Genomic DNA, 19811 nt, shown 5'->3' with positions numbered 1-19811 from the left:
TTTATACCAACTACTCCTTAAGAGAGCCTACCAATACGCCTTTTACAAAATATTTCTGTAGAAATGGATACACACAGATAATCGGGGTCGTAATAATGATGACGAAAGTCATCCTCAAGGCTTCCGGCGTTACTCCTCGCAGTTCCATCTGAGTCTGGGTCATGTTTTGAATAGCAGATCCGCTATTTCCCGACGTCATTGACTGGAAAGAAGCTTCGCTGATCATCTTATTAAGGAACGTAGCTGCAGGCTGCAGTTTTTCATTCTGGATGAAAAACTGACCGGTAAACCAGTCATTCCACACGCCCACTCCGACAAACAAGGCAATGGTAGCAAGCACCGGCATCGAAAGAGGCAATATGATTCTTGCAAATACCGCCAACTCACTTGCTCCGTCGATTCGGGCCGATTCCGACAGAGCTTCAGGAATCCCGTCGAAGAAGGTTTTCATGATAATCGCATTGAAAAAACTATATAGGGACGGCAACACCAACACCCAAAACGTATCCAGGATGTGTAATTGCCGGAACAGGATAAAAGTCGGAATAAGTCCTCCGCTGAACAAGGTGGTAAAGAAAAAGAAGAATACAATATATTTTCTTCCAGGCAAACCTTTCCGTGAAAGTGCGTAGGCTAATAAGGCCGTCAAAAACACAGAGGCAACCGTTACCACAAGGGTTCGGGTAATGGAAATATAAAACGAATTTAAGATTAAAGAGTTGCTAAAAGCTTTCGCATAGTTCTCTAATGTAAAAACTCTAGGAAAAAAATAGATTCCACCCTTCATCGCATCGTAGCCGTCATTGAAGGAAAGGGCTAGAAAATAGATAAATGGATATAGTGCTGTAGCGCAGAATAACAACAGCACCGAATAGTTAAGCGTCATATACATTTTATCTGCTGTCGTCAGCCTTCTCGCACCCATACACACACCTCCTCATCTTCAGCGCTAGCTGATTACCATAACGATACGTCGCTCACGCGCCTGGATATATTATTGACAGCAACAATGAGCAGCAGCGAGATCGCAGACTTGAATAAACCAATGGCCGTAGAATAGGCTAATTGCCCCTGTTGGAGGCCTGTTTTTAAGACATAGGTGTCCAATATCTCCGAGACGCTTAATGTTGCCGGGGACTGCATCAGCCAGATTTGGTCAAAACCCGCGTTCAGTATTCCGCTGAGGGAGAATATGAGCAGTATGGCTATCGTTGGAACAAGGCATGGAAGCGTAATCTTAAATAGTTTGCTCCATCGACCTGCCCCGTCGATTTCCGCAGCTTCATACAAGTGCGGATCGATATTCGTTAACGCGGCTAAATAAATGATCGAACCCCAGCCTATACCTTTCCAGATGTCAGAAATGATGACCAGTGGATAGAATAATTCCGGCTTTCCCATAAAAAAAATCGGATCCAAACCCATTTGGTACCGAATGTCATTGATAAGCCCTACGTTCGGAGACAGGATTTTTTGAAGTAAGGTAACAACAACGACCCACGAAACGAAGTGCGGCAGGTAGGAAATCGTTTGAAACACTCTTTTGAATTTTTTGTGCATGACGGCATTGAGCATTAAGGCTAGAATCAATGGAGCTGGAAATCCGAAAAAAAGTTTAAGGGCACTAATGGATAACGTATTTCGGAGTACATCGTAAAAACTGGAATCGTTTAAAAACTGTTCGAAATATTTAAAGCCTACCCACGGACTCCCCAATATTCCCAGATTGAATTTGTAATCTTTGAACGCTATTAAAATGCCGTACATCGGATAGTAAGCAAAAACCAGAAACCAGATGATGGCAGGGAGCAAAAATAAATATATATGCCTGAAATACCATATTCTACTCAGTTTCTTGTTCTTCTTTAATTGCTCAAATCCGTGGATAACCACACCCTTTGGTACCATTCTCCGTACACCTCCTACTTCGTCGTATCGGATTTTTACGAATCCATTCCCGATAGCTTAGGAACAGAGCCAATTTTCGATGTTTCGACGGTATATAGCGACTGTCTCCCCTCCTTCATTGCAAGCGGTTTCATTTCTACAGTTTAAATATATTCAATATGGTGTAGGAATCATTCCATAATTTTATTTTGTACATCGTGTGCACTGCTCCCTGGGCGTACGATGCGTCGTTTGGGGCATGATCGATGGCTGTCGGCCATATTCAGGTGTGTTTATTCCTTGGAAAAAATACATTATATTCAATATATACTTATGAAATTGTTTGATAAAAATGTTTATTGAAATAAAGCAACCTGTGAATGATTTGAAGAGCTTCTGCTGGATTTCTTTATGGATTTGGGACTTATTATGGGAGGATTTCATGAGAGGAAGTTGCAGTTGACGTAATAGAAGAGCCCGGGGAACCGTCGCTTCCATTGTCAGGTTTTGAATAGAAAGCGCGTCGGACTCGTAATTAGGTTACTATATAGGGGGAAACGGGTGTTGATATCACGAAGTGGAGAAAACGTTTTTTCCCGTCGTCTCGCCAATCACCAATTCCGGCTCCACTAGGGTTTTAAAGTATTTTCCTTGTTGCCCGTCATCATTGTTAATGACCTCAACCAGCGTGTAAGCCGCGCGGTAGCCCATGTCTCGTTCAAACTGTTTAACATGTGTGAAGGTGCTGTATCCTTCGATGATTGAAGTCGGATCGTCAAAACTGATGATGGATATGTCCTCAGGCACCTTCAATCCAACTTGACGCGCAATCTGATTGATTTTCACTCCAAGACTTCCATTTAGCGTAATATAGGCCGTTGCCATTCGATTTTGGATATAGCGGTACAGTGGATGTGTTTCAGCTTGCTCAAGACTTCCGATTTCAAAACCGGTCACGATGTGGGCAGGGTTTATGAGTGATCCCTTTTCTTTGAAGGCATTCATATATCCATCGATCCGCTCTTGAACGGTGACGGTTTGTATGGGCGAATCGGAGCATATGGCGATTTCGCGATGCCCCAGTTCCCACAGGTAATTTACAGCCATATTAACGCCAAGCCTACCGTCTGATGCTATATAATGAGTTTCCACCCCAGGAAGGTAACGGTCGATGAGAACAAACGGAAACCCCGCAAATTTCATGCTTAATATTTCCTCGTTGAATAATTCCTCGTCAACCGGGAAAATCAGTAACCCTTCCACTCCGATTTTACTACATGTCTTAATAGCCTCTTTTTCCTTATCAAGATTGCCCTCTGATAAATAAATAACGCAACGGTAACCGTTTTCATTTAGCGCTTGCTGAATACCTTGTATAAGTCTAATCGTAAAATAGTCATAAATGCTGGGCAGAATTAGGCCTATCAACCGCGTCCCCATTTCTCCACTGGTTTTATGGATAGGCTTTACGGCAATTTTAGGAGATGTTTCCGGCATTTCATATTCAGGCTCACTTACAAAAGTCCCCTTTCCGGGCACCCTGGTTATGATTCTTTCGTTAACCAAACCGGCCAAGGCATTAACGACAGTAATCTTGCTTACGCCGAAACGCTCCATGAGTTCCTTTTCCGTTGGTATACGGTCTCCAATCTTCAGTACTTTTGACGTTATCAAGTTGCGTATATACTCTTGAACCCTCTGATATAAAGGTATTCTTTCCGTAGAGCTCATCCGAATCACCACATTTCATTCAATATGTTCAATATATAAATTACGAAAGATGCAACCGTTTTATTCCATGTCCTTTCTTTGTTTGTGGTTGGTGCTGTGCCCAAAGGAGCCATTGGGTTATGTTGCAGTGTAAAACAATCCCCGGCCGTTTAGCCGAGACTTTTCGCCGATTTGGCATTTGGTGGAGAAGATACGCGGCATGCAGGTGGTCACGATTATGCGAAATTCCTACAAAATGGTCGCTTTTGTGCATTCTAAAGGGCAGTTCTGGTTAATATGTAATTTGTTATCCCTGAGTAATTAAATGAGCAATTGATAAGAAATCATAACATTTGTTACATGCTATGATATAAGAAACATAGCATGAAAGGAGAATCAAAATGGCAACAAACAATATCAGTGAACCAGAGAATGATGATGCCCTTACTTCACAAAATTCGTCTAAACCAGATCCTGCAATGGCACGCTTGAATGTCTTCGTAGGGAAATGGAATACAGAGGGTGTGATTAAAGCGAGTCCGTCTGGGCCAGCTGATCAGTTGAAAGCAATAGATACCTATGAATGGTTGCCCGGGGGTCATTTTCTTATTCATCATGTTGATGGTCATATGGGGAAAGAAGAGGTTAAGGCTATTGAGATCATTGGCTATGATGCTTCCAGTCAGAAGTACACCACACACTCATATGACAACCAAGGCAATTTCAGTGCATACCAAGCGAACCTAATCGACCGTGCCTGGACAATTTTGGGCAAATCGGAGCGATTCACAGGAATGTTTAGTGAAGATAGCAACACCTTAACAGGTAGTTGGGAGCTGTCAAACGACGGTAAGAATTGGGTACATTGGATGGACATCAAATTGACTAAAGTCATTTAGCTAATAGGCTGGTACTACCCCTTAATGCACAAAATATTGGTTTTAATAATCTAAACTCCTATCTAACATCCACTGACCGAACAATTTGGTCTGCTCAACGATTAGCTCACTCTTGTTGTAAAAATCAAAACACCTCCAAGGTTGTCTCTATTGAAGCATTCCCTTGAAGGTGTTTTGATTGATCCCACTCCATGGGGTCAGTCCAATGTTATTTTTTCACCACTGCTTTGTACAGCCTTAAAACTCTTCCAAAACCTTGGATTTGTCACCATAAACCCTTTCCAGGTGATCCTCTCCCCAATAGCATAAATAGTCTAGCGCGGGCTTTAATCCCCACCCGTAGGCCGTTAACTCATACTCCACTTTAGGTGGGATCTCTTTATAAACCTTTCTTGCAACAATCTCATCCTTTTCCAGGCCTCTTAGTTGAGTGGTCAGCATTTTTTGAGTAATGTCGGGTATTAACCGTCGAAGCTCAGACGTCCGTTTCCGGCCAGTCATCAAATGATAGATGATTAAAGGCTTCCATTTTCCCCCCATTACTTCTAATGCCGCCTCCACTCCAACTTTATACTTCTTTTGAACGTTATTTTTGCTCTTTTCAGTCATCTCTTATTCCTCCGTTAAAAGGCTGTATTTTTGCTAGGAGCATAAGATTCTTTCATTTCAGTCCGTTATTCAGGTAAGTTTCTAGGGCATCTTTCTAGGGCACTTCCATGTTTCTATGGCACCTCTATCATCCTATAGAACTTGAAAGTGCGTACTTCCAGAGTATTTTGTTACTGTTTATAATAGCATCAGCCATTGATCGTGGCTACGAGTTAGCTGTGAAGAAAGGTAGTGAACATCCAGGCATGAGAGTATTGAGCGTTGTTTCGCACCCAAGAAAGGATTCCCTGACTTTTAAGGTTGCCGATCGTTTTGTAAAAGGTCTTGCCGAGGCTGGCCACGACTATGAGATATTGGATTTACACGGGATTGGCTTTGACCCTGTTTTAAAAGGCGTAGATGAACCTGATTGGTCAGCCGAGGAACAGTCCTTTTCCCCTCAGGTAGAAATGGAAATAAGGCGAATGAAGGAGCATGATGCCTTGGCATTTATTTTTCCAATTTGGTGGTGGCATTTGCCAGCTATGTTAAAAGGTTATATTGACCGGGTATGGAACAATGGGTTTGCGTACGGTTCGAACCAGCTTCATCATCAGCATGTCTTGTGGATTGGTTTGGCGGGCGTTTCGAAAGAACAGATGAAAAAGCGTAACTATGATGAAATGATGACGCATCTTCTCAATGTGGGAATTGCAGATTATTGCGGTGTATCCAATTCCAAGGTAGAATTTTTATACGAGACTTTGGATTCCAATCCCAGGCATTATGAGATGCTGCTTAACCAAGCTCATCACTTAGGGCTGAATTATGCCAAGCAGTAAGCTTTAAGTTAAGTCTGAACTATCATATTTGCGTTATTATGCGTGTACGTTGTTGTTTGCTCTTGCCCACTGCTGGTGCCACCTTCTGCGTACGATTTACCTACCACGTCATAACTGTAACAAATCGCCGTTCCATCCGGCAGCGTTTCTGTTACCATTTTCAGGTTTTCATGCTGTTCATTAAAATCACTATTGTGCAAACCTATTTAGATCATTATCTAATCGGTAATCGGACCATCTTCGTGTCCTTTACTGCACCATCCTGCCCATTAGTTGAACAAAGGCAGCCGATCTCGTAAACGGCTGCCTTCTCTTGTCTTCTATTGAACTAACCTCTCCCGTTAGCATAATGATCAGCAATTCTACTTATGATACGTTTCACCGCCGTATAAATATCTTACAATTTATCAACGTATGTCATGTATTCTTTTTTTCGGCAGATGAAAAATAACGCTTAATTAATACCCTGTTCATTATTTGTTTAGTGTAATCTTCTTTCGACCATCTTTTGATTCAAAGACTACTTCCTTTTCATTCAGCCATACAGGACGATCAAATCCTAATGTTCTCTCAGCATTTGGATGTGAATCATGATCATAAACCGTAATTCCTACATCTTCTTCAGGTAGTTTTTTCATTAGAAAAGGAAACGACTTTTGATAAAATTCGTATGAATAATGGCTTTCGCCTAAGGTTGCTACTCGGTGCTTTATTATTAGAGTTTCCGTTCCTTTAGGTGAATCCACATAGTCGTATTCCCATTCCATAAATAAAAAAGCAATCCGATAACCTATTAATAAAAAGAATAATATGACAATAGGAAGCCATATAATCTTTTTTTTGATATTAATAACATTAAAGTTAGTACTACTATATTAAATACGATAAAACTATTCAATCCAGAAGTATCAAAGATTAAGTAGTATTGTTTAAGACTAACTAAAAGCAATGTTGAATCTACTATCAGCGAAAGCATAAGCAATAATAAAACGTATTTTTTACTTACGCTTGTTTCCACATCTTTCATCTAACGCCACCTCCGATGGACAGGGCCCGTTGGCTTAGCGTGGACTCCGTGTCACTTGCAGCAGCCATCATTATACCGCACGCCAGAAGAGGCACGCGGTAAGAAATAATAACAACTCTCCTCCATTATACTACCATCTTTGGAAAATTGTATTATGAAACCTTGAAGTCTTTTTATTATACATAACTGCCCGTTAGCGCTGTCTTCTTGTCTTTATTGAACTATCGTCTTCTGTGCCCTGTTATAGCATAAAAGGACACACAATCCAAATTGTGTGTCCACTTGTCAAGACTATGTATCTATCCCTTCATTTCTATAAGGAAGAACCTTCTGGCTGGCTAGCAGGCGAGCGATGCACTAATCCACCGGAGATGGATTGCGGATACTTTAGGAGGTTGTATATCGGGCATGCGCGCTCAACCACTTGATGAAGCTCGGCGATGGTTTCGGCGGATTCTTCGGATACGATGTGAATGTTATATTCGATATTATGCGGATATATGGGAATGTCCTCGTATCCCGGTTTGCCGGCAAGCGGGTGCAACTGACCCGTGACTTCGACTTCAAGGGATTCCAGCGATATGCCCCGTTCCGCAGCTTTAATCAACGTAATATGAGTCAGGCAGCTGCCTAATACACCAAGCTGAATTTCAGGTGATGAGGGACCGAGGCTATATCCGGCATAATTCTCAGGGCTGTCGCTGATAATTTGGAAGTCGCGTATACGTATTTCTCGAACGCCACTGCGGCCTTTCGCCTGTACCTTGGCCGAATAGGTATTCGGCTTGGGGTCTTTCTCCGCTTGAGAACGCAGGGCCTCTGCCGCCGCTTTTTTTTGTGCTAAATATTCATTTAATGTAGTCATGCTATCTCGCTCCTTTACAATTTTGATATTTTTAACGAAAAAAAGAAATGAACGTTGAGCAGTCCCGCACTGCGCAAATTGAAAATATGATTATGCGTTATGCCTTTGGATATGCCAAGATGTCGAACCACTTCGATAAAAGTATGCGGTTCGCTGCGCAAAAAGTGCACAATCCGCAAACGGCTCTTCTCGCTCAGACTGCGAAGAAGCCGGTATAAATGAAGTCACGGCTCATCGTCTGCCTCAGCATACGGCTCGATCCTGGATGCATAATGGCAGAGGGTCAGGCTTCTGTACGAATAAAAGATATTGCCGGGCTGCACTCCTTCTTTGACCTCTTATGATTGACTGGCTGCCGGTATCTAGCAGCCATTTCGCTCATATTTTACAACATTCCGCATCATCCGAACACGCCCCCCGGGCATATCCTCAATATGTTACATAAGGATCCGAAGATGGCGTGCCGCTTCAAACGAGATGACATGCCACGTAATGATCATCCCCCACGTTGCGGAACTCGGGCACGACTTCCTTACACTGCGCCAAGGCATAAGGGCAGCGTGTATGGAACTTGCAGCCAGAAGGCGGTTGAGCCGGACTTGGAATGTCCCCTTTGAGAACGATCCTCTCCCGCTTCAGCCTTGGTACCGGGACAGGGATCGCCGATAGCAATGCTTGGGTATATGGATGCAGCGGACGGCTGAACAGTTCGTCACGCGAAGCCATTTCCATCATGGAACCGAGATACATCACCCCGATGCGATTGCACAAATGCTCCACGACGCTTAAGTCATGCGAAATGAACAAATAGGTTAATCCGCGGTTATGCTGAAGTTTTTGAAACAAATTGATGATTTGTGCCTGGATGGACACATCAAGCGCGGACACCGGCTCATCGGCGATTATGAAATCAGGATTCAGCACCAGAGCGCGGGCAATGCCGATCCGCTGCCGCTGGCCGCCTGAAAACTCGTGCGGAAACCGATTGTAGTGATAGGCAGACAGGCCGCAAGCTTCCAGTACATCCAGCACCTGACCACGAACCTCGGCTTTTTCGGCCAAATCGTGTTCAAGCAGCGCTTCGCCGATTGCGTCTCCGATGCGGACACGCGGGTTAAGCGAGCTGTAGGGGTCCTGAAAGATAAGCTGCATTTTAGGCCTGAGCTTTCGCATCTCCGATTTGGGCAGGTCGTGAAACGGGATACCTTTGTACAGGATGTCCCCGCTGGTTTTCTCATGAAGCCGGAGTATCGTGCGCCCAACCGTGCTTTTGCCGCTGCCGGATTCGCCGACCAGGCCGAACGTTTCTCCAGCCCGAATTGTCAAACTGATATCATCGACCGCTTTGACGTGACCTACGTTACGATTAAGCAGCCCGGCGGTAATGGGAAAATATTTTTTTAAATGTCGTACTTCCAGCAATGCTTCACTCATGCCGCACCTCCTCTTCATACAACCAACAGGCCGTTCTGTGACCGGGTTCCACTTCTCTTAGTGACGGCTGCCGGGATCGGCAGATGGCCATGCAGCTTTCACAGCGATCATGAAAATAGCAGGATTCCGTCAGTTCAAGCGGATTGGGTACCTGGCCTGGGATGGAGTGCAACAGGTCCGAGCGCTGGCCGAGGATCGGTTTGGATTTCAGCAATCCCTTCGTGTAAGGATGTTTCGGACGGTCGAAGATTTCCTCGACGTCTCCCTCCTCGACGATTTTCCCCGCGTACATGACGATGACATAATCCGCCATCTCGGCTACCACACCAAGATCGTGCGTAATCAGCAGAATCGACATATTGGATTGCTCTTTGCTTTCCCTCAGCGTTTCCAGTACCTGCGCCTGGATGGTAACGTCCAATGCCGTCGTCGGTTCGTCGGCGATCAACAGCTTGGGGCTGCACGAGATCGCAATCGCAATCATGATCCGCTGCAGCATCCCTCCCGACAATTGATGGGGATAGGAAGCCGCGATTTGTTCCCCTCGGGAAATGCCAACCAGCTCGATCAGCTCGAGCGCCCGCGTATTGGCTTGTTTTTTGTTCATTTGGCGATGGAGCATAAGCGGCTCCATGATTTGCTTGCCGATCGTAATGACCGGGTTCAGGGAAGACATCGGTTCCTGGAATATAATCGAGATGTCGTTGCCCCGAATTCGGCGCATCTCTTCTTTGCTGACCTTTAGAAGATCCTTGTCCCCGAATTGGATCCGGCCGTTCACCACTTTCCCGTGCGGCCCTTCGACCAATCCCATGATGGACATGGCCGTGATGCTCTTGCCGCAGCCGGATTCGCCCACGACGCATACCGTTTCGCCTTCGCGGATGCGAAAGCTGATATCGTCCACCGCTTTGACCGTTCCGGTTCCGGATTCGAAATAAGTGCTTAAATGATTGACCTCGATTAATGAATTCATTATCCGTTCACCTGCTTGTATTCTGTTTAGGATCGAGAACGTCCCGCAATCCGTCACCGAAAATGTTGATGGCAATGACCGTCAAAAAAATCGCCAGACCTGGCGGAATCCACAGCCAGGGCCGTTTCTCAAAATCGATGACGTTGTTGGCCGCATCGATCATATTTCCCCAAGTGGGCGTCGGGGGCATGACCCCGAGCCCGAAGAAGCTGAGCACCGATTCCGACAGTATCGCTCCTCCGATGCTAAGTGTGGCGATGACGATCAGAAGCGGGAAGACATTGGGCAGTAGATGGCGAAACAGCTTGCGCTTATCGCTGAGGCCCAGCACGTCGGCAGCTATCATATACTCCCGTTCCCGCAAGGTCAGCATTTGGCTGCGGACGAGCCGCGCCACGCCGGGCCAGCCGATGACGCTGAGCATGAGCATGACCAGATACAGCCGATAGTCGGTCGGAACCTTCCAATCCGACATCAACGCCCCCATGATGAAGAGAATCGGAAGCCCCGGGATCGTAAACAACAAATCGGCGGTTCGCATGATCAACTGATCGACTACTTCACGATAATAACCCGAAATGACGCCGAGAACCGTCCCGATTGTCATGGATAACGCCATGGACGCAAGGCCGACCGTGAGCGAAATTCGGCCTGCTTGCAAGAGCCGGGTCAGCACATCGCGGCCAAGCAGGTCCGTTCCCAGCCAATGCTTGCCGCTTGGGGGCTGGTGCATCATGGCGGGATTGATTTTGCCATCCGCATATGGGGAGAACAAGGGACCGATAAAGCAAGCAACAAACATCAACACGATGAAGGCGAAGCCAGTTACGGCCAGCTTGTTTTTCTTGAGCTTCCGAGTGGATTGCTTCCATAAGGAGTCTGAAACCTCCATTCCTCGGCTGGCTTTTCCGGCTTGACTTGCCGTCGTTGGAATCGACAAAGGCAGTTCCTCCTTTCTTTAAAGCCTGACCCGGGGATCGGAAGCGTGGTAGAGGATATCGGATATGAGCGTCCCGACGACCGTCAAGATAGCCAAAAACATGGTAAAGCCCATGAGGAGCGGATAATCCCGCACCGTGAAAGATTGCATGTACAACTGGCCGATGCCCGGCCAATTGAATATCTTCTCAATGATGATGGAGCCGCCGAAAAGGCCCGGCAATTCGAAGCCAATCAACGTAATCGCGGGCAGCATCGCGTTTTTCAATGCGTGGCGGAACAGCACCGTTCTTTCCTTCAACCCTTTTGCACGGGCGGTGCGGACATAATCCTGCCGGATCACCTCCAGCATGTTGCTCCGGAAATAACGGGTGAGCGACCCGACGCCAAGCAAAATCATGACGGCTGCCGGAAGCAGCATATGGTGCAGCACCTCGACGACATAGTCCCAGCCCTCGGCCCGGCTCCCTGTCGTGATCATTCCACCCGGCGGGAGAATCTTTAAATCGACGGCGAATACTTTGATAAGGAATAACCCGATGAAGAACGAAGGAATCGACATCGCGGCGAAGATGCCGATCATCACCAGGGTATCCAGCAGCGAGTATTGCTTATAGGCCGTGAGAACACCCACGACGACCGCAATGAACCAGGTGAAGAACGTCGAAACCACCGCCAGCAGAAAGGAGTTCCATATGTAATCCTGAAACAGGTCCAGGACGGGGCGCTGCTGGGCCAAAGAATAACCGAAATCGCCTTTGAAAATGTTGGCCATCCAGTTCACGTATCGTTCAATGACAGGCTTGTTCAACCCGTGAATTTCCCTTAGTTCCGCCTTGCGCTCCTCGCTCAAACTCAAGTTGTTGTCTACATAGTCGCCTGGCGTTAAGGAATACAAGATAAAGATTAACAAGGACGCGCCAATTAATATCAAGAGCATGTACAAGCATCTTCGGAGCAAATAGGTTCTCATGTTCTCTCCTTCATCAGTCATCTCCTTGCCTGATGGGTTCAGGCAGGAGATGCCTTCTTTGATAGAGCTGTCTAATCTTCCCTCCAGCTGCCAGCTCGCTTATTGCAAATGCCAACCCGGCAAACTGTATGCGATACCCGCGAGCGGGTTCAACTCAAAACCGTCGATGCGTCCGTTGATTGCGATGACTGATTTCGTATAGTTGGTAAACATGATCGGCAATTCGTCATTCAATATTTTGAACATTTCGTGGTAAATCGCTTTACGCTCTTCGACGTCGCCAGTCGCAAGACCCTGGGCGTAAAGCTCTTCGATGCGTGGATTGTCGTAGCCCTTCGTTTCTCCTTTGATGAACCGCTCCACCCCTTGCGAAGGATCACTGATAATCGTCGTCGAGAACGAAGCCATGTCATAATCGCCGTTATTGACCTTGGATACAAGCGTGTTGAAATCCGGGAATTGCTCAGGCACGAAATCAACTCCGATTTCTTTATAGTTCTCTTTGGCGACGGCAATGAAAATATCGGTATTCGGGCTCTTCGATCCCAAATAGTTGATACGGAGCTTGACCCCGTCCTTCTCCCGAATGCCGTCTGCGCCGACCGTCCAGCCCGCTTCGTCCAGCAATTGTTTTGCTTTCTCCGGATCATACGGATACGGGTTGATGCCTTCCTCGGTATAAGACCACAGAATCGGAGATGATGGAATGTTGGCGATCGACGCTGCCCCTTGCCTGGAATCCACGTAAATCAGCTGACGATTCAGACCGTAAGTCAAGGCTTGGCGAACCCGCTTGTCTTTCAATTGATCCCTCTCCAGATTGAATTGATTATAGCCGTAGTTACTGGCCGTGGATGGAATCAGGTTTATGAAGCCAAGGGATTTCAGTTTCTCGATGTTATCTGTCGTAGCTGAAAAGCTGCCATAGTCGACTTCCCCGGTTTCGATAAACTGCCAAGTGTCTCCCTCCGTGGTCTTGTAGATGAAGTATTCGGTCTTCGGTTTGCCTAACACATAGTGTTCATTGGCGACAAAACGCACTTCTTGGCCTGGAATGAACTTCTCCAGCTTGTAAGGTCCGTTCGTGATCGGATTGGCGTGCAGGTTCTTAATATAATCCAGGTTGCCGAACCGATAATCCTTTCCATAGTACGCTTTGGACAATATCGGTCCACCAAGTACTGTCAACGCCGTTGCGTTGGTCTCTTCCAGCGTCACGGAAATGGTTCGCTCATCGATAATTTGAATGCCTTCAATGGAATCCGCCTTACCGTCCTTGTAGGCTTGACCACCTTTGATCTTCGTCTCCACCACGCTGTTGAGGCCGTCATAAGACGGATCATGAAGCAAGGTCCATGTAAATTCCACATCCTCGGTTGTCATGGGGGAACCATCGCTGTACTTCAGTCCTTCGCGAAGATAATATGTATAAGTCAGCTTATCCTCGGAAATGTCCCATTTCTCCGCGAGACCCGGAACCGGCAAACCGTCGGTGTCGACACGGACCAGTGGGGTGTACAGGACAGAGTTAACGTTTCCGTCATAGCCCACTTGGGTGAAGTATGGTGTGAAGGCCCCGCTCGGATTCACCAGTGTCACGATAATCGCATCATTGCGCTGCTTCGCCCTGTCCGGGAGCTTGTTTAAATCGGTTGCGGCCAAGGACTCTTCTAGTAAATGCCCCTCCGTCCCCTCCTCAGCCGGCTCACTGGAGGCAGTCGCTGGGGGAGTTGACGGCGGCGATGCCTCCGGCTCGTTGTTGGTAGATGCGGATGAGCAAGCAGACAGAATTAGGAATAGCGTCAATAACCCTAACCATAAAAAACCGGAATATCGTTGTTTTCTCATAGAAACCACCTTTGTCTTTTTTTAAAACCTAGTTTCCAAGTAAAATTATAATTCAAATAGGTTAAGTGGGATTTATGGCTAAACTGATGCATCAGTAAGATCATTTTAGCCAGCGTTATTGATTCTGTAAATAGCTAACTTCCGCGTGTTTCTGCCTAAACAGAAACATTCTGACGACTTTTGAACACTACAATGCCGGCCTTAGATTGGCCGGCATTGGTTCAAATGTTGAATATCATATCTTCTTCGGTTCTTCAACGCTTACGATGGATTTCGTCAATCCATTCATGTTCTTTCATCCTAGTTTTCGAATGGAACGACATGCTTCGTGATAGGAAGAAATCGAATGTGCACGCTCCGTTCAATCCCTAAGTTCAGAATCCGTTTTTGCACCGATGATCTCTTGGGCACCCCGACATTCCGCTAATCCGAATTAAGATGCTATTTGTCCAAATGTTGACTCTTCCATATCAGTCAAATTTAGTATTTCACGTACGGTTCGAGCATTTAATTTTTTTTAAAAAAATCTTTCACGTGGCTTTTGCACGTCGTTTTGCATCCTAATAGCACTTAAATACGGATTAAAGTCTGTTGAAGATATGCTTAAATACAAAAAAAGCCACATTTCATGTGACTTTCAAGATATCATGCTCTTGTCGTCCGATAGGAATGTGAACACTTTTGTATCATTAGACATCCGGGCTGTCGGAGGACTAGAAATCTCATTCAACAGTTAAATATGTGTTGGCGATACTCATGACAATCACGCTCCCATTGATCAGTGGCCCTGCGATTGGCACTGGCACTTACCAACGCCAGGTGGCCGCTCGCCTACTCCTGCTCTTTGTTAGCCCGATGCGAGGATACGCTTTGCAGAAATCGCAGAATAACGTGTAATTCCGCTTCCTTAAACGGCTCAAGCAGCTGCATAAACCTCTCCTCCTCCAGCTTGTGAAGTTGTTGATGAAGCTCAAAAACCCGTCTGCCCTTCTCCGTTAAACTGAAGTAGACTTCCTTCTTATTATCATTCAGTTGCCTTCGATGGATATAGCCTTCCTCCAACAGCTTCGCGCTGATCTTCGTAATGCCGGCCTTGGACAATTTCATCTTCTCTGCAAGCGCCGTATTGTTAATCGGCTCGTTGTTGCCGATGCAGTCGATCACGTGTACGCTAGTCAAATGACGCGGGATCGACTCCAATTGCTGCTCTTGTGCATAACGAAAAATCTTGTCCTGCTCCGATTCGATCCTTTGCTCGCTCAGATGCACAATATGAACAACCTGATCCTGGACCAGCCATTTGATCGTCTCCAATGAATTCATCATCTCGCACCTTCCGTAACAGAAATTATTCTTAATCGAGAAACAATCGTATCATGTTCCGATACCAGGGAGCAACGTTCCTCTACCAAAGATACGAGATGGTTAACGCACGGGATTCCTTTAGGCTCTGTCGATTCCCCGTTCCTTCTGCCGCGCTTTGCGAATTGCAAAAACAAATGGTAGTGCCAGCACGACAATAAGCGTTGATAAAATGTTCAAATCGTTGATGCCCATCGTTGTGGACAGGTGGGCCAAGTTCGGTCCGACTTCCCCATCGGTCAGCCTTGCGGCGTGGTCAGCCGTACGTGAAGATAGCAGCGTGGTGAATAGAGCCACACCGAACGATACGAATACATTCCGCAGCCAGTTCTGAATGGAGGAGGCGTGTCCGATATATTCGCGGGAAATCTCCTCCATCCCGGCCGTCGTCGCCGGCATCAGCACCAGGGCGAGACCTAGACTGCGGACCGTCATCCACAAGAGCGTATATGCAGATGAGCTGTCGATTTTCAGCCACGCTAGCGGCAAATTTCCTGCGGCCATCAACAGTACGCCAACAAGCAGTAGCGGCATGGGGCCAACCACTTTGTACAGCCGACCGACTACCAAGGACATAATCGCCATGGCACATGTAGCTGGTAACAGAATCATCCCCGAATCAAGTGGCGAATGTCCCTGAACATTTTGTAAGAAAACGGGAACGAGGAGCATGCCCGAAAAAAAGTTGATCATCACGATACACAGCAATATCACCGTCGACGTGAATCGCCGATTCAGAAATACTTTGAGCTGTAGAAGCGGCGTGTCGATTGACATCTCGCGCCAAAGAAACAGTGCTAGCGCCAATAGCCCGCCTCCCAGACAAAGCAGTGTACGGGCCGAGCCCCATCCCCAACCGGAGCCTTGCGACAACGTGATCAACATCAGCGACAGTTTCAATCCAATTCTTGCCCTTATTCCATAATCTTATCTGGCTCGGCAACCTGCTTGATCTTACTCTCGAGATGCTCCTCGCTTCCAAGGTAATATCTCTCGACCGGATATAGTCGGTCATCAAGATTATATACAAGCGGAATACCCGTTGGGACGTTCAAATCAATAATCTCTTTTGAGCTGAGATTTTCCAGAAACATGATTAATGCCCGTAGACTATTGCCATGTGCAGCGATAATGACATTTTTACCCGCTTTAATCTGCGGTGCAATTTCCTTATCCCAATAATCCCTAACCCGAACAACCGTTTCCTTGAGGCTTTCCGTTAACGGGATAAGCTCGTCATCCATGTCGCGATATTTAATATCGTATCTTGGATAACGGGCATCGTCCTTTGTCAAAGCAGGAGGCAGCACATCATAGCTTCTGCGCCATAATTGAACCTGCGCTTCTCCATATTTCTCAGCGGTTGTTGTTTTGCTTAAACCTTGAAGCGCACCATAATGGCGCTCATTAAGCTGCCATGTTTTATATACAGGAATCCACAGCAAATCCATTTCTTCCAGCACATAATCTAGTGTTTTAATCGCTCGCTTTAAATATGAGGTATAGGCTACATCAAATACGAACTGTTCTTCCTTAAGTAATTTGCCGGCATGTAAACCCTCCTGAATGCCTTTATCCGACAAGTTTACATCCATCCAGCCTGTAAATAAATTCGCTTTGTTCCACAGACTTTCTCCATGTCTAATCAAAACCAATTTATGCATCTCTCTCCCATCCTTTCTGATGAACTCAGTTGCAACCATAATTCTGGATAGATGATAGAGCTTACCCTATGCTGCCTTCCATTTCCAGCTTGATGAGCCTGTTCATTTCAACCGCATATTCCATAGGCAGTTCTTTCGTAAACGGTTCGATGAAGCCCATCACAATCATCTGGGTTGCTTCATCTTCAGACAGGCCTCGACTCATCAAGTAAAAGAGCTGGTCCTCGGATACCTTGGAAACGGTCGCCTCGTGCTCAAGCGTGACATTGTCGTTCTTGATCTCGTTATAAGGGATCGTATCCGACGTGGACTCATTATCAAGAATGAGCGTGTCGCATTTGATGTTCGATTTGGCTCCTGAAGCTTTGCGTCCAAAGGAAGCCAGACCGCGATACGTGACTTTACCACCATGCTTGCTGATCGATTTTGATATGATAGTCGAGGTCGTATCCGGAGCCAGGTGAATCATTTTGGCCCCGGCATCTTGATGCTGTCCTTTGCCAGCGACTGCAATCGAGAGTACCGAACCCCTGGCTCCGCGGCCTTTTAACAATACGGAAGGGTATTTCATGGTCAGTTTCGAACCAATATTGCCGTCCACCCATTCCATTGTTGCATTTTCTTCGGCTACCGCCCGCTTTGTCACCATGTTGTAAATATTGGGCGCCCAATTCTGAATGGTTGTATATCGCGCACGGGAATTTCGCTTACAGATGATTTCCACAACGGCACTATGTAGCGAATTCGTGCTGTAAATCGGTGCCGTGCAGCCTTCTACATAATGCACAAAGCTGTCCTCTTCCGTAATGATGAGCGTCCTTTCGAATTGTCCCATGTTCTCCGAATTGATGCGGAAGTAAGCTTGCAATGGGACTTCGCATTTTATCCCTTTTGGAACATAAACAAAGCTTCCTCCGGACCATACCGCGCTGTTAAGTGCGGCAAATTTGTTATCGCTCGGCGGAATAATGGTGCCAAAATACTGGCGCAGCAGATCCGGGTGCTCGCGGAGCGCCGTATCCGTGTCTGTGAAGATGACCCCTTGCTCCTCTAACTCTTTCTGGATGCTGTGATACACGACTTCGGATTCATATTGGGCGGACACGCCGGCAAGAAACTTCTGTTCCGCTTCCGGTATACCCAGCTTGTCAAAGGTTTGCTTAATCTCAATCGGCACTTCCTCCCAGGTCTTCCCCTGCTTCTCGGAAGGCTTGACATAATATTGAATATCATTGAAGTCCAGTGCTCGCAGATCGCCGCCCCATGCTGGCATCGGCATACTTTGGAACAATTCCAGCGATTTCAGACGAAAGTCGAGCATCCAGCCCGGTTCTCCCTTCATCTCCGATATGGTGGAAACAATCTCACGCGTCAGTCCCTTCCCGGATTGGAACACCGCTTGATGCGCATCTTTGAAGCCATACTGATATTCTCCCAGCTCCATCAATTCCTTGGCCATTTATTGTCATCCTCCTTATTCAGATATGCTTGCTTGATCTAGTTCCTTGATTTGCCCCAGCTTATGTTCCACGAGTGCTCGCATCTGAGTGGCTACACCTTCCAGCGGTACTTCGGCCACGACGGGAGCGAGGAAACCATACACGATTAGCCGCTCGGCCTCTACGCGGCTAATGCCTCTGGACATCATATAATACAGCTGTTCCGGATTGACTTGTCCGACGCTGGCGGCGTGTCCGGCTTTCACATCGTCTTCATCAATCAACAGGATCGGATTGGCGTCGCCGCGCGCTTCGGGATGCAGCATCAATATTTTTTCCGTCTGCTGTCCGTTCGCCCCGCTTGCTCCCTTCTCAATTTTGGTGATCCCGTTCAATATTGCGGTTGACTGCTCTCTCATCACTGCTCTGATTACCATATCGCTTGGCGAATTCTTGCCAAAATGGACCGTCCGGGCTGTGATATTCATAGTCTGATTGCCGGATCCTACCAAGATTGATTTTATATCCGAACGTGCCCCTTCGCCTTTGAGTATGGATGCCGTATCGCTCATCGACTTGCCCCAATTCATTTCGCCATTCAACCAATTCACACTTCCGTCTTGTTCAACGATTGCGCGCCGATAAGTCAGGTCGATCACGTCTCTTTCCAGTTGGTGCAATGACACGACATTGACTGCTGCACCTTCGCCAACGAATACTTCCATAATGGCTTGATTCACTGCCACACTCTTATCTAATGAGGACATGGTATTCTCCACCAGCGTTACGGAACTACGCTTCTCGGCTACCACCAAAACATGCGGCATAAAGAGCGTATCGGATTCGTCTACAAAAAATAGCGTCTGCAGCGGGGTCTCTACATGAACCCCCTCAGGAATGTAAATAAAGGCTCCGCCGCTCCAGTGCGCGGCATGCTGCGCAGTAAGCAGATTCTCTTCAGTCTGCACGGCTTGCATGAAATGAGGCTTTACAAGTTCCGGATACTGCCTTGCTGCTGTTTCCAGATCGGTCAGAATAATTCCCTGCTTCTGAAGTTCTTTTGACAAGCACTTAATTAATGGGCCCGAATTCCGCTGTACCAACATATTGTCCGTGTACACCCATTTCCTGATGGATTCCGGCAATTCATCGAAAGATCTCACCTGCTCTGGCTTACGGCAAATCCCTAACTGCTGTAATGGCCACCGCTGCAGATTCGTCTTTTCCAGCTTGGGCAGTTGCAGGGTGCTGACGGCATTGATGCCTCTCTTCCTCGACATGATCAACCAATCCGGCTCTGCTTCATATTGAAGCTGTCCTGATACCTGGTTTTCTGCACTGTTCATTGTCATGTTACG

Annotated in this window: 19 protein-coding genes; 2 read left to right on the top strand and 17 right to left on the bottom strand. The window is 46.7% G+C overall.

The window, feature by feature from the left end; translation table 11 throughout:
* Nucleotides 1-10: 10 nt before the first annotated feature.
* The 3 genes from AB4124_RS17285 to AB4124_RS17275 all read right to left on the bottom strand — a co-directional run bounded on the left by AB4124_RS17285 (nucleotide 11) and on the right by AB4124_RS17275 (nucleotide 3618).
* Nucleotides 11-925 carry a carbohydrate ABC transporter permease gene (locus AB4124_RS17285; protein WP_441973631.1) on the bottom strand — a complete coding sequence of 305 codons (915 nt, stop codon included), beginning with the start codon at nucleotides 923-925 and terminating at the stop codon, nucleotides 11-13.
* 32 nt (nucleotides 926-957) lie between these two features.
* On the bottom strand, nucleotides 958-1908 hold the full coding sequence (locus tag AB4124_RS17280) for an ABC transporter permease (RefSeq protein ID WP_441973630.1): 951 nt from the start codon (nucleotides 1906-1908) through the stop codon (nucleotides 958-960).
* 549 nt (nucleotides 1909-2457) lie between these two features.
* Entirely contained in the window at nucleotides 2458-3618 is a 1161-nt protein-coding gene (locus AB4124_RS17275) for a GntR family transcriptional regulator (RefSeq protein WP_441973629.1), read from the bottom strand.
* A gap of 380 nt (nucleotides 3619-3998) precedes the next feature.
* Between AB4124_RS17275 and AB4124_RS17270 the strand changes: the two genes are divergently transcribed.
* The gene (locus AB4124_RS17270; protein WP_379406121.1) at nucleotides 3999-4496 is read left to right on the top strand and encodes a DUF1579 family protein; all 498 of its coding nucleotides are present in this window, start codon (nucleotides 3999-4001) and stop codon (nucleotides 4494-4496) included.
* A gap of 237 nt (nucleotides 4497-4733) precedes the next feature.
* Here the strand turns inward: AB4124_RS17270 and AB4124_RS17265 are convergent, their stop codons facing one another.
* A complete protein-coding gene (locus tag AB4124_RS17265; protein WP_215157267.1) occupies nucleotides 4734-5105 on the bottom strand; it encodes a winged helix-turn-helix transcriptional regulator in 372 nt (123 codons plus the stop codon).
* A 245-nt stretch (nucleotides 5106-5350) separates the two neighbouring features.
* Between AB4124_RS17265 and AB4124_RS17260 the strand changes: the two genes are divergently transcribed.
* Complete coding sequence (locus AB4124_RS17260; RefSeq protein ID WP_339273539.1) at nucleotides 5351-5926, top strand: NAD(P)H oxidoreductase; 576 nt, start codon at nucleotides 5351-5353, stop codon at nucleotides 5924-5926.
* 473 nt (nucleotides 5927-6399) lie between these two features.
* Here AB4124_RS17260 and AB4124_RS17255 read toward each other — a convergent pair whose 3' ends face one another.
* The 13 genes from AB4124_RS17255 to sufD all read right to left on the bottom strand — a co-directional run bounded on the left by AB4124_RS17255 (nucleotide 6400) and on the right by sufD (nucleotide 19805).
* Nucleotides 6400-6672: a hypothetical protein gene (locus AB4124_RS17255; protein ID WP_441973628.1), complete on the bottom strand. Its 273-nt coding sequence runs from the start codon at nucleotides 6670-6672 to the stop codon at nucleotides 6400-6402.
* 594 nt (nucleotides 6673-7266) lie between these two features.
* On the bottom strand, nucleotides 7267-7818 hold the full coding sequence (locus tag AB4124_RS17250) for an OsmC family protein (protein WP_441973627.1): 552 nt from the start codon (nucleotides 7816-7818) through the stop codon (nucleotides 7267-7269).
* 14 nt (nucleotides 7819-7832) lie between these two features.
* Nucleotides 7833-8015, bottom strand: coding sequence for an ArsR family transcriptional regulator (locus tag AB4124_RS17245; RefSeq protein ID WP_441973823.1), 183 nt, complete (start codon nucleotides 8013-8015; stop codon nucleotides 7833-7835).
* 271 nt (nucleotides 8016-8286) lie between these two features.
* Nucleotides 8287-9252 (bottom strand): ABC transporter ATP-binding protein, encoded by a 966-nt coding sequence (locus AB4124_RS17240; protein ID WP_441973626.1) that lies wholly within the window; start codon nucleotides 9250-9252, stop codon nucleotides 8287-8289.
* Entirely contained in the window at nucleotides 9245-10228 is a 984-nt protein-coding gene (locus tag AB4124_RS17235; protein WP_441973625.1) for an ABC transporter ATP-binding protein, read from the bottom strand. The genes AB4124_RS17240 and AB4124_RS17235 overlap by 8 nt, the downstream gene beginning before the upstream one ends.
* Before the next feature lie 7 nt (nucleotides 10229-10235).
* A complete protein-coding gene (gene opp4C / locus AB4124_RS17230; RefSeq protein WP_441973822.1) occupies nucleotides 10236-11120 on the bottom strand; it encodes an oligopeptide ABC transporter permease in 885 nt (294 codons plus the stop codon).
* A gap of 66 nt (nucleotides 11121-11186) precedes the next feature.
* Complete coding sequence (locus tag AB4124_RS17225) at nucleotides 11187-12140, bottom strand: ABC transporter permease (RefSeq protein WP_441973624.1); 954 nt, start codon at nucleotides 12138-12140, stop codon at nucleotides 11187-11189.
* A gap of 99 nt (nucleotides 12141-12239) precedes the next feature.
* Nucleotides 12240-13988: an ABC transporter substrate-binding protein gene (locus AB4124_RS17220; RefSeq protein WP_441973623.1), complete on the bottom strand. Its 1749-nt coding sequence runs from the start codon at nucleotides 13986-13988 to the stop codon at nucleotides 12240-12242.
* 831 nt (nucleotides 13989-14819) lie between these two features.
* On the bottom strand, nucleotides 14820-15314 hold the full coding sequence (locus AB4124_RS17215; RefSeq protein ID WP_441973622.1) for a MarR family transcriptional regulator: 495 nt from the start codon (nucleotides 15312-15314) through the stop codon (nucleotides 14820-14822).
* Between the two features lie 117 nt (nucleotides 15315-15431).
* On the bottom strand, nucleotides 15432-16250 hold the full coding sequence (locus AB4124_RS17210) for an MFS transporter (RefSeq protein ID WP_441973621.1): 819 nt from the start codon (nucleotides 16248-16250) through the stop codon (nucleotides 15432-15434).
* A 14-nt stretch (nucleotides 16251-16264) separates the two neighbouring features.
* Nucleotides 16265-17014 (bottom strand): 2,3-diphosphoglycerate-dependent phosphoglycerate mutase, encoded by a 750-nt coding sequence (gene gpmA, locus AB4124_RS17205; protein WP_441973620.1) that lies wholly within the window; start codon nucleotides 17012-17014, stop codon nucleotides 16265-16267.
* A gap of 61 nt (nucleotides 17015-17075) precedes the next feature.
* Complete coding sequence (sufB, locus tag AB4124_RS17200; protein WP_441973619.1) at nucleotides 17076-18473, bottom strand: Fe-S cluster assembly protein SufB; 1398 nt, start codon at nucleotides 18471-18473, stop codon at nucleotides 17076-17078.
* A gap of 15 nt (nucleotides 18474-18488) precedes the next feature.
* A complete protein-coding gene (gene sufD / locus AB4124_RS17195) occupies nucleotides 18489-19805 on the bottom strand; it encodes a Fe-S cluster assembly protein SufD (protein WP_441973618.1) in 1317 nt (438 codons plus the stop codon).
* Nucleotides 19806-19811: the final 6 nt, after the last annotated feature.

This window comes from Paenibacillus sp. 2KB_20 (assembly GCF_052115765.1).
Lineage (GTDB): Bacteria > Bacillota > Bacilli > Paenibacillales > Paenibacillaceae > Paenibacillus_AQ.
The sequence above is the reverse complement of the archived record's forward strand: the minus strand, read 5'-3'. Positions and strand labels throughout refer to the sequence as shown.

What these genes read in the sequence shown, in the direction of transcription:
- AB4124_RS17240 (WP_441973626.1), bottom strand. Translation starts at nt 9,252, where the DNA reads ATGAGTGAAGCATTGCTGGAAGTACGACATTTAAAAAAATATTTTCCC.
- AB4124_RS17225 (WP_441973624.1), bottom strand. Translation starts at nt 12,140, where the DNA reads ATGAGAACCTATTTGCTCCGAAGATGCTTGTACATGCTCTTGATATTA.
- AB4124_RS17250 (WP_441973627.1), bottom strand. Translation starts at nt 7,818, where the DNA reads ATGACTACATTAAATGAATATTTAGCACAAAAAAAAGCGGCGGCAGAG.
- AB4124_RS17270 (WP_379406121.1), top strand. Translation starts at nt 3,999, where the DNA reads ATGGCAACAAACAATATCAGTGAACCAGAGAATGATGATGCCCTTACT.
- AB4124_RS17285 (WP_441973631.1), bottom strand. Translation starts at nt 925, where the DNA reads ATGGGTGCGAGAAGGCTGACGACAGCAGATAAAATGTATATGACGCTT.
- AB4124_RS17275 (WP_441973629.1), bottom strand. Translation starts at nt 3,618, where the DNA reads ATGAGCTCTACGGAAAGAATACCTTTATATCAGAGGGTTCAAGAGTAT.
- sufB (WP_441973619.1), bottom strand. Translation starts at nt 18,473, where the DNA reads ATGGCCAAGGAATTGATGGAGCTGGGAGAATATCAGTATGGCTTCAAA.
- AB4124_RS17235 (WP_441973625.1), bottom strand. Translation starts at nt 10,228, where the DNA reads ATGAATTCATTAATCGAGGTCAATCATTTAAGCACTTATTTCGAATCC.
- AB4124_RS17220 (WP_441973623.1), bottom strand. Translation starts at nt 13,988, where the DNA reads ATGAGAAAACAACGATATTCCGGTTTTTTATGGTTAGGGTTATTGACG.
- sufD (WP_441973618.1), bottom strand. Translation starts at nt 19,805, where the DNA reads ATGACAATGAACAGTGCAGAAAACCAGGTATCAGGACAGCTTCAATAT.
- AB4124_RS17260 (WP_339273539.1), top strand. Translation starts at nt 5,351, where the DNA reads ATGAGAGTATTGAGCGTTGTTTCGCACCCAAGAAAGGATTCCCTGACT.
- AB4124_RS17265 (WP_215157267.1), bottom strand. Translation starts at nt 5,105, where the DNA reads ATGACTGAAAAGAGCAAAAATAACGTTCAAAAGAAGTATAAAGTTGGA.
- opp4C (WP_441973822.1), bottom strand. Translation starts at nt 11,120, where the DNA reads ATGGAGGTTTCAGACTCCTTATGGAAGCAATCCACTCGGAAGCTCAAG.
- AB4124_RS17215 (WP_441973622.1), bottom strand. Translation starts at nt 15,314, where the DNA reads ATGATGAATTCATTGGAGACGATCAAATGGCTGGTCCAGGATCAGGTT.
- AB4124_RS17280 (WP_441973630.1), bottom strand. Translation starts at nt 1,908, where the DNA reads ATGGTACCAAAGGGTGTGGTTATCCACGGATTTGAGCAATTAAAGAAG.
- gpmA (WP_441973620.1), bottom strand. Translation starts at nt 17,014, where the DNA reads ATGCATAAATTGGTTTTGATTAGACATGGAGAAAGTCTGTGGAACAAA.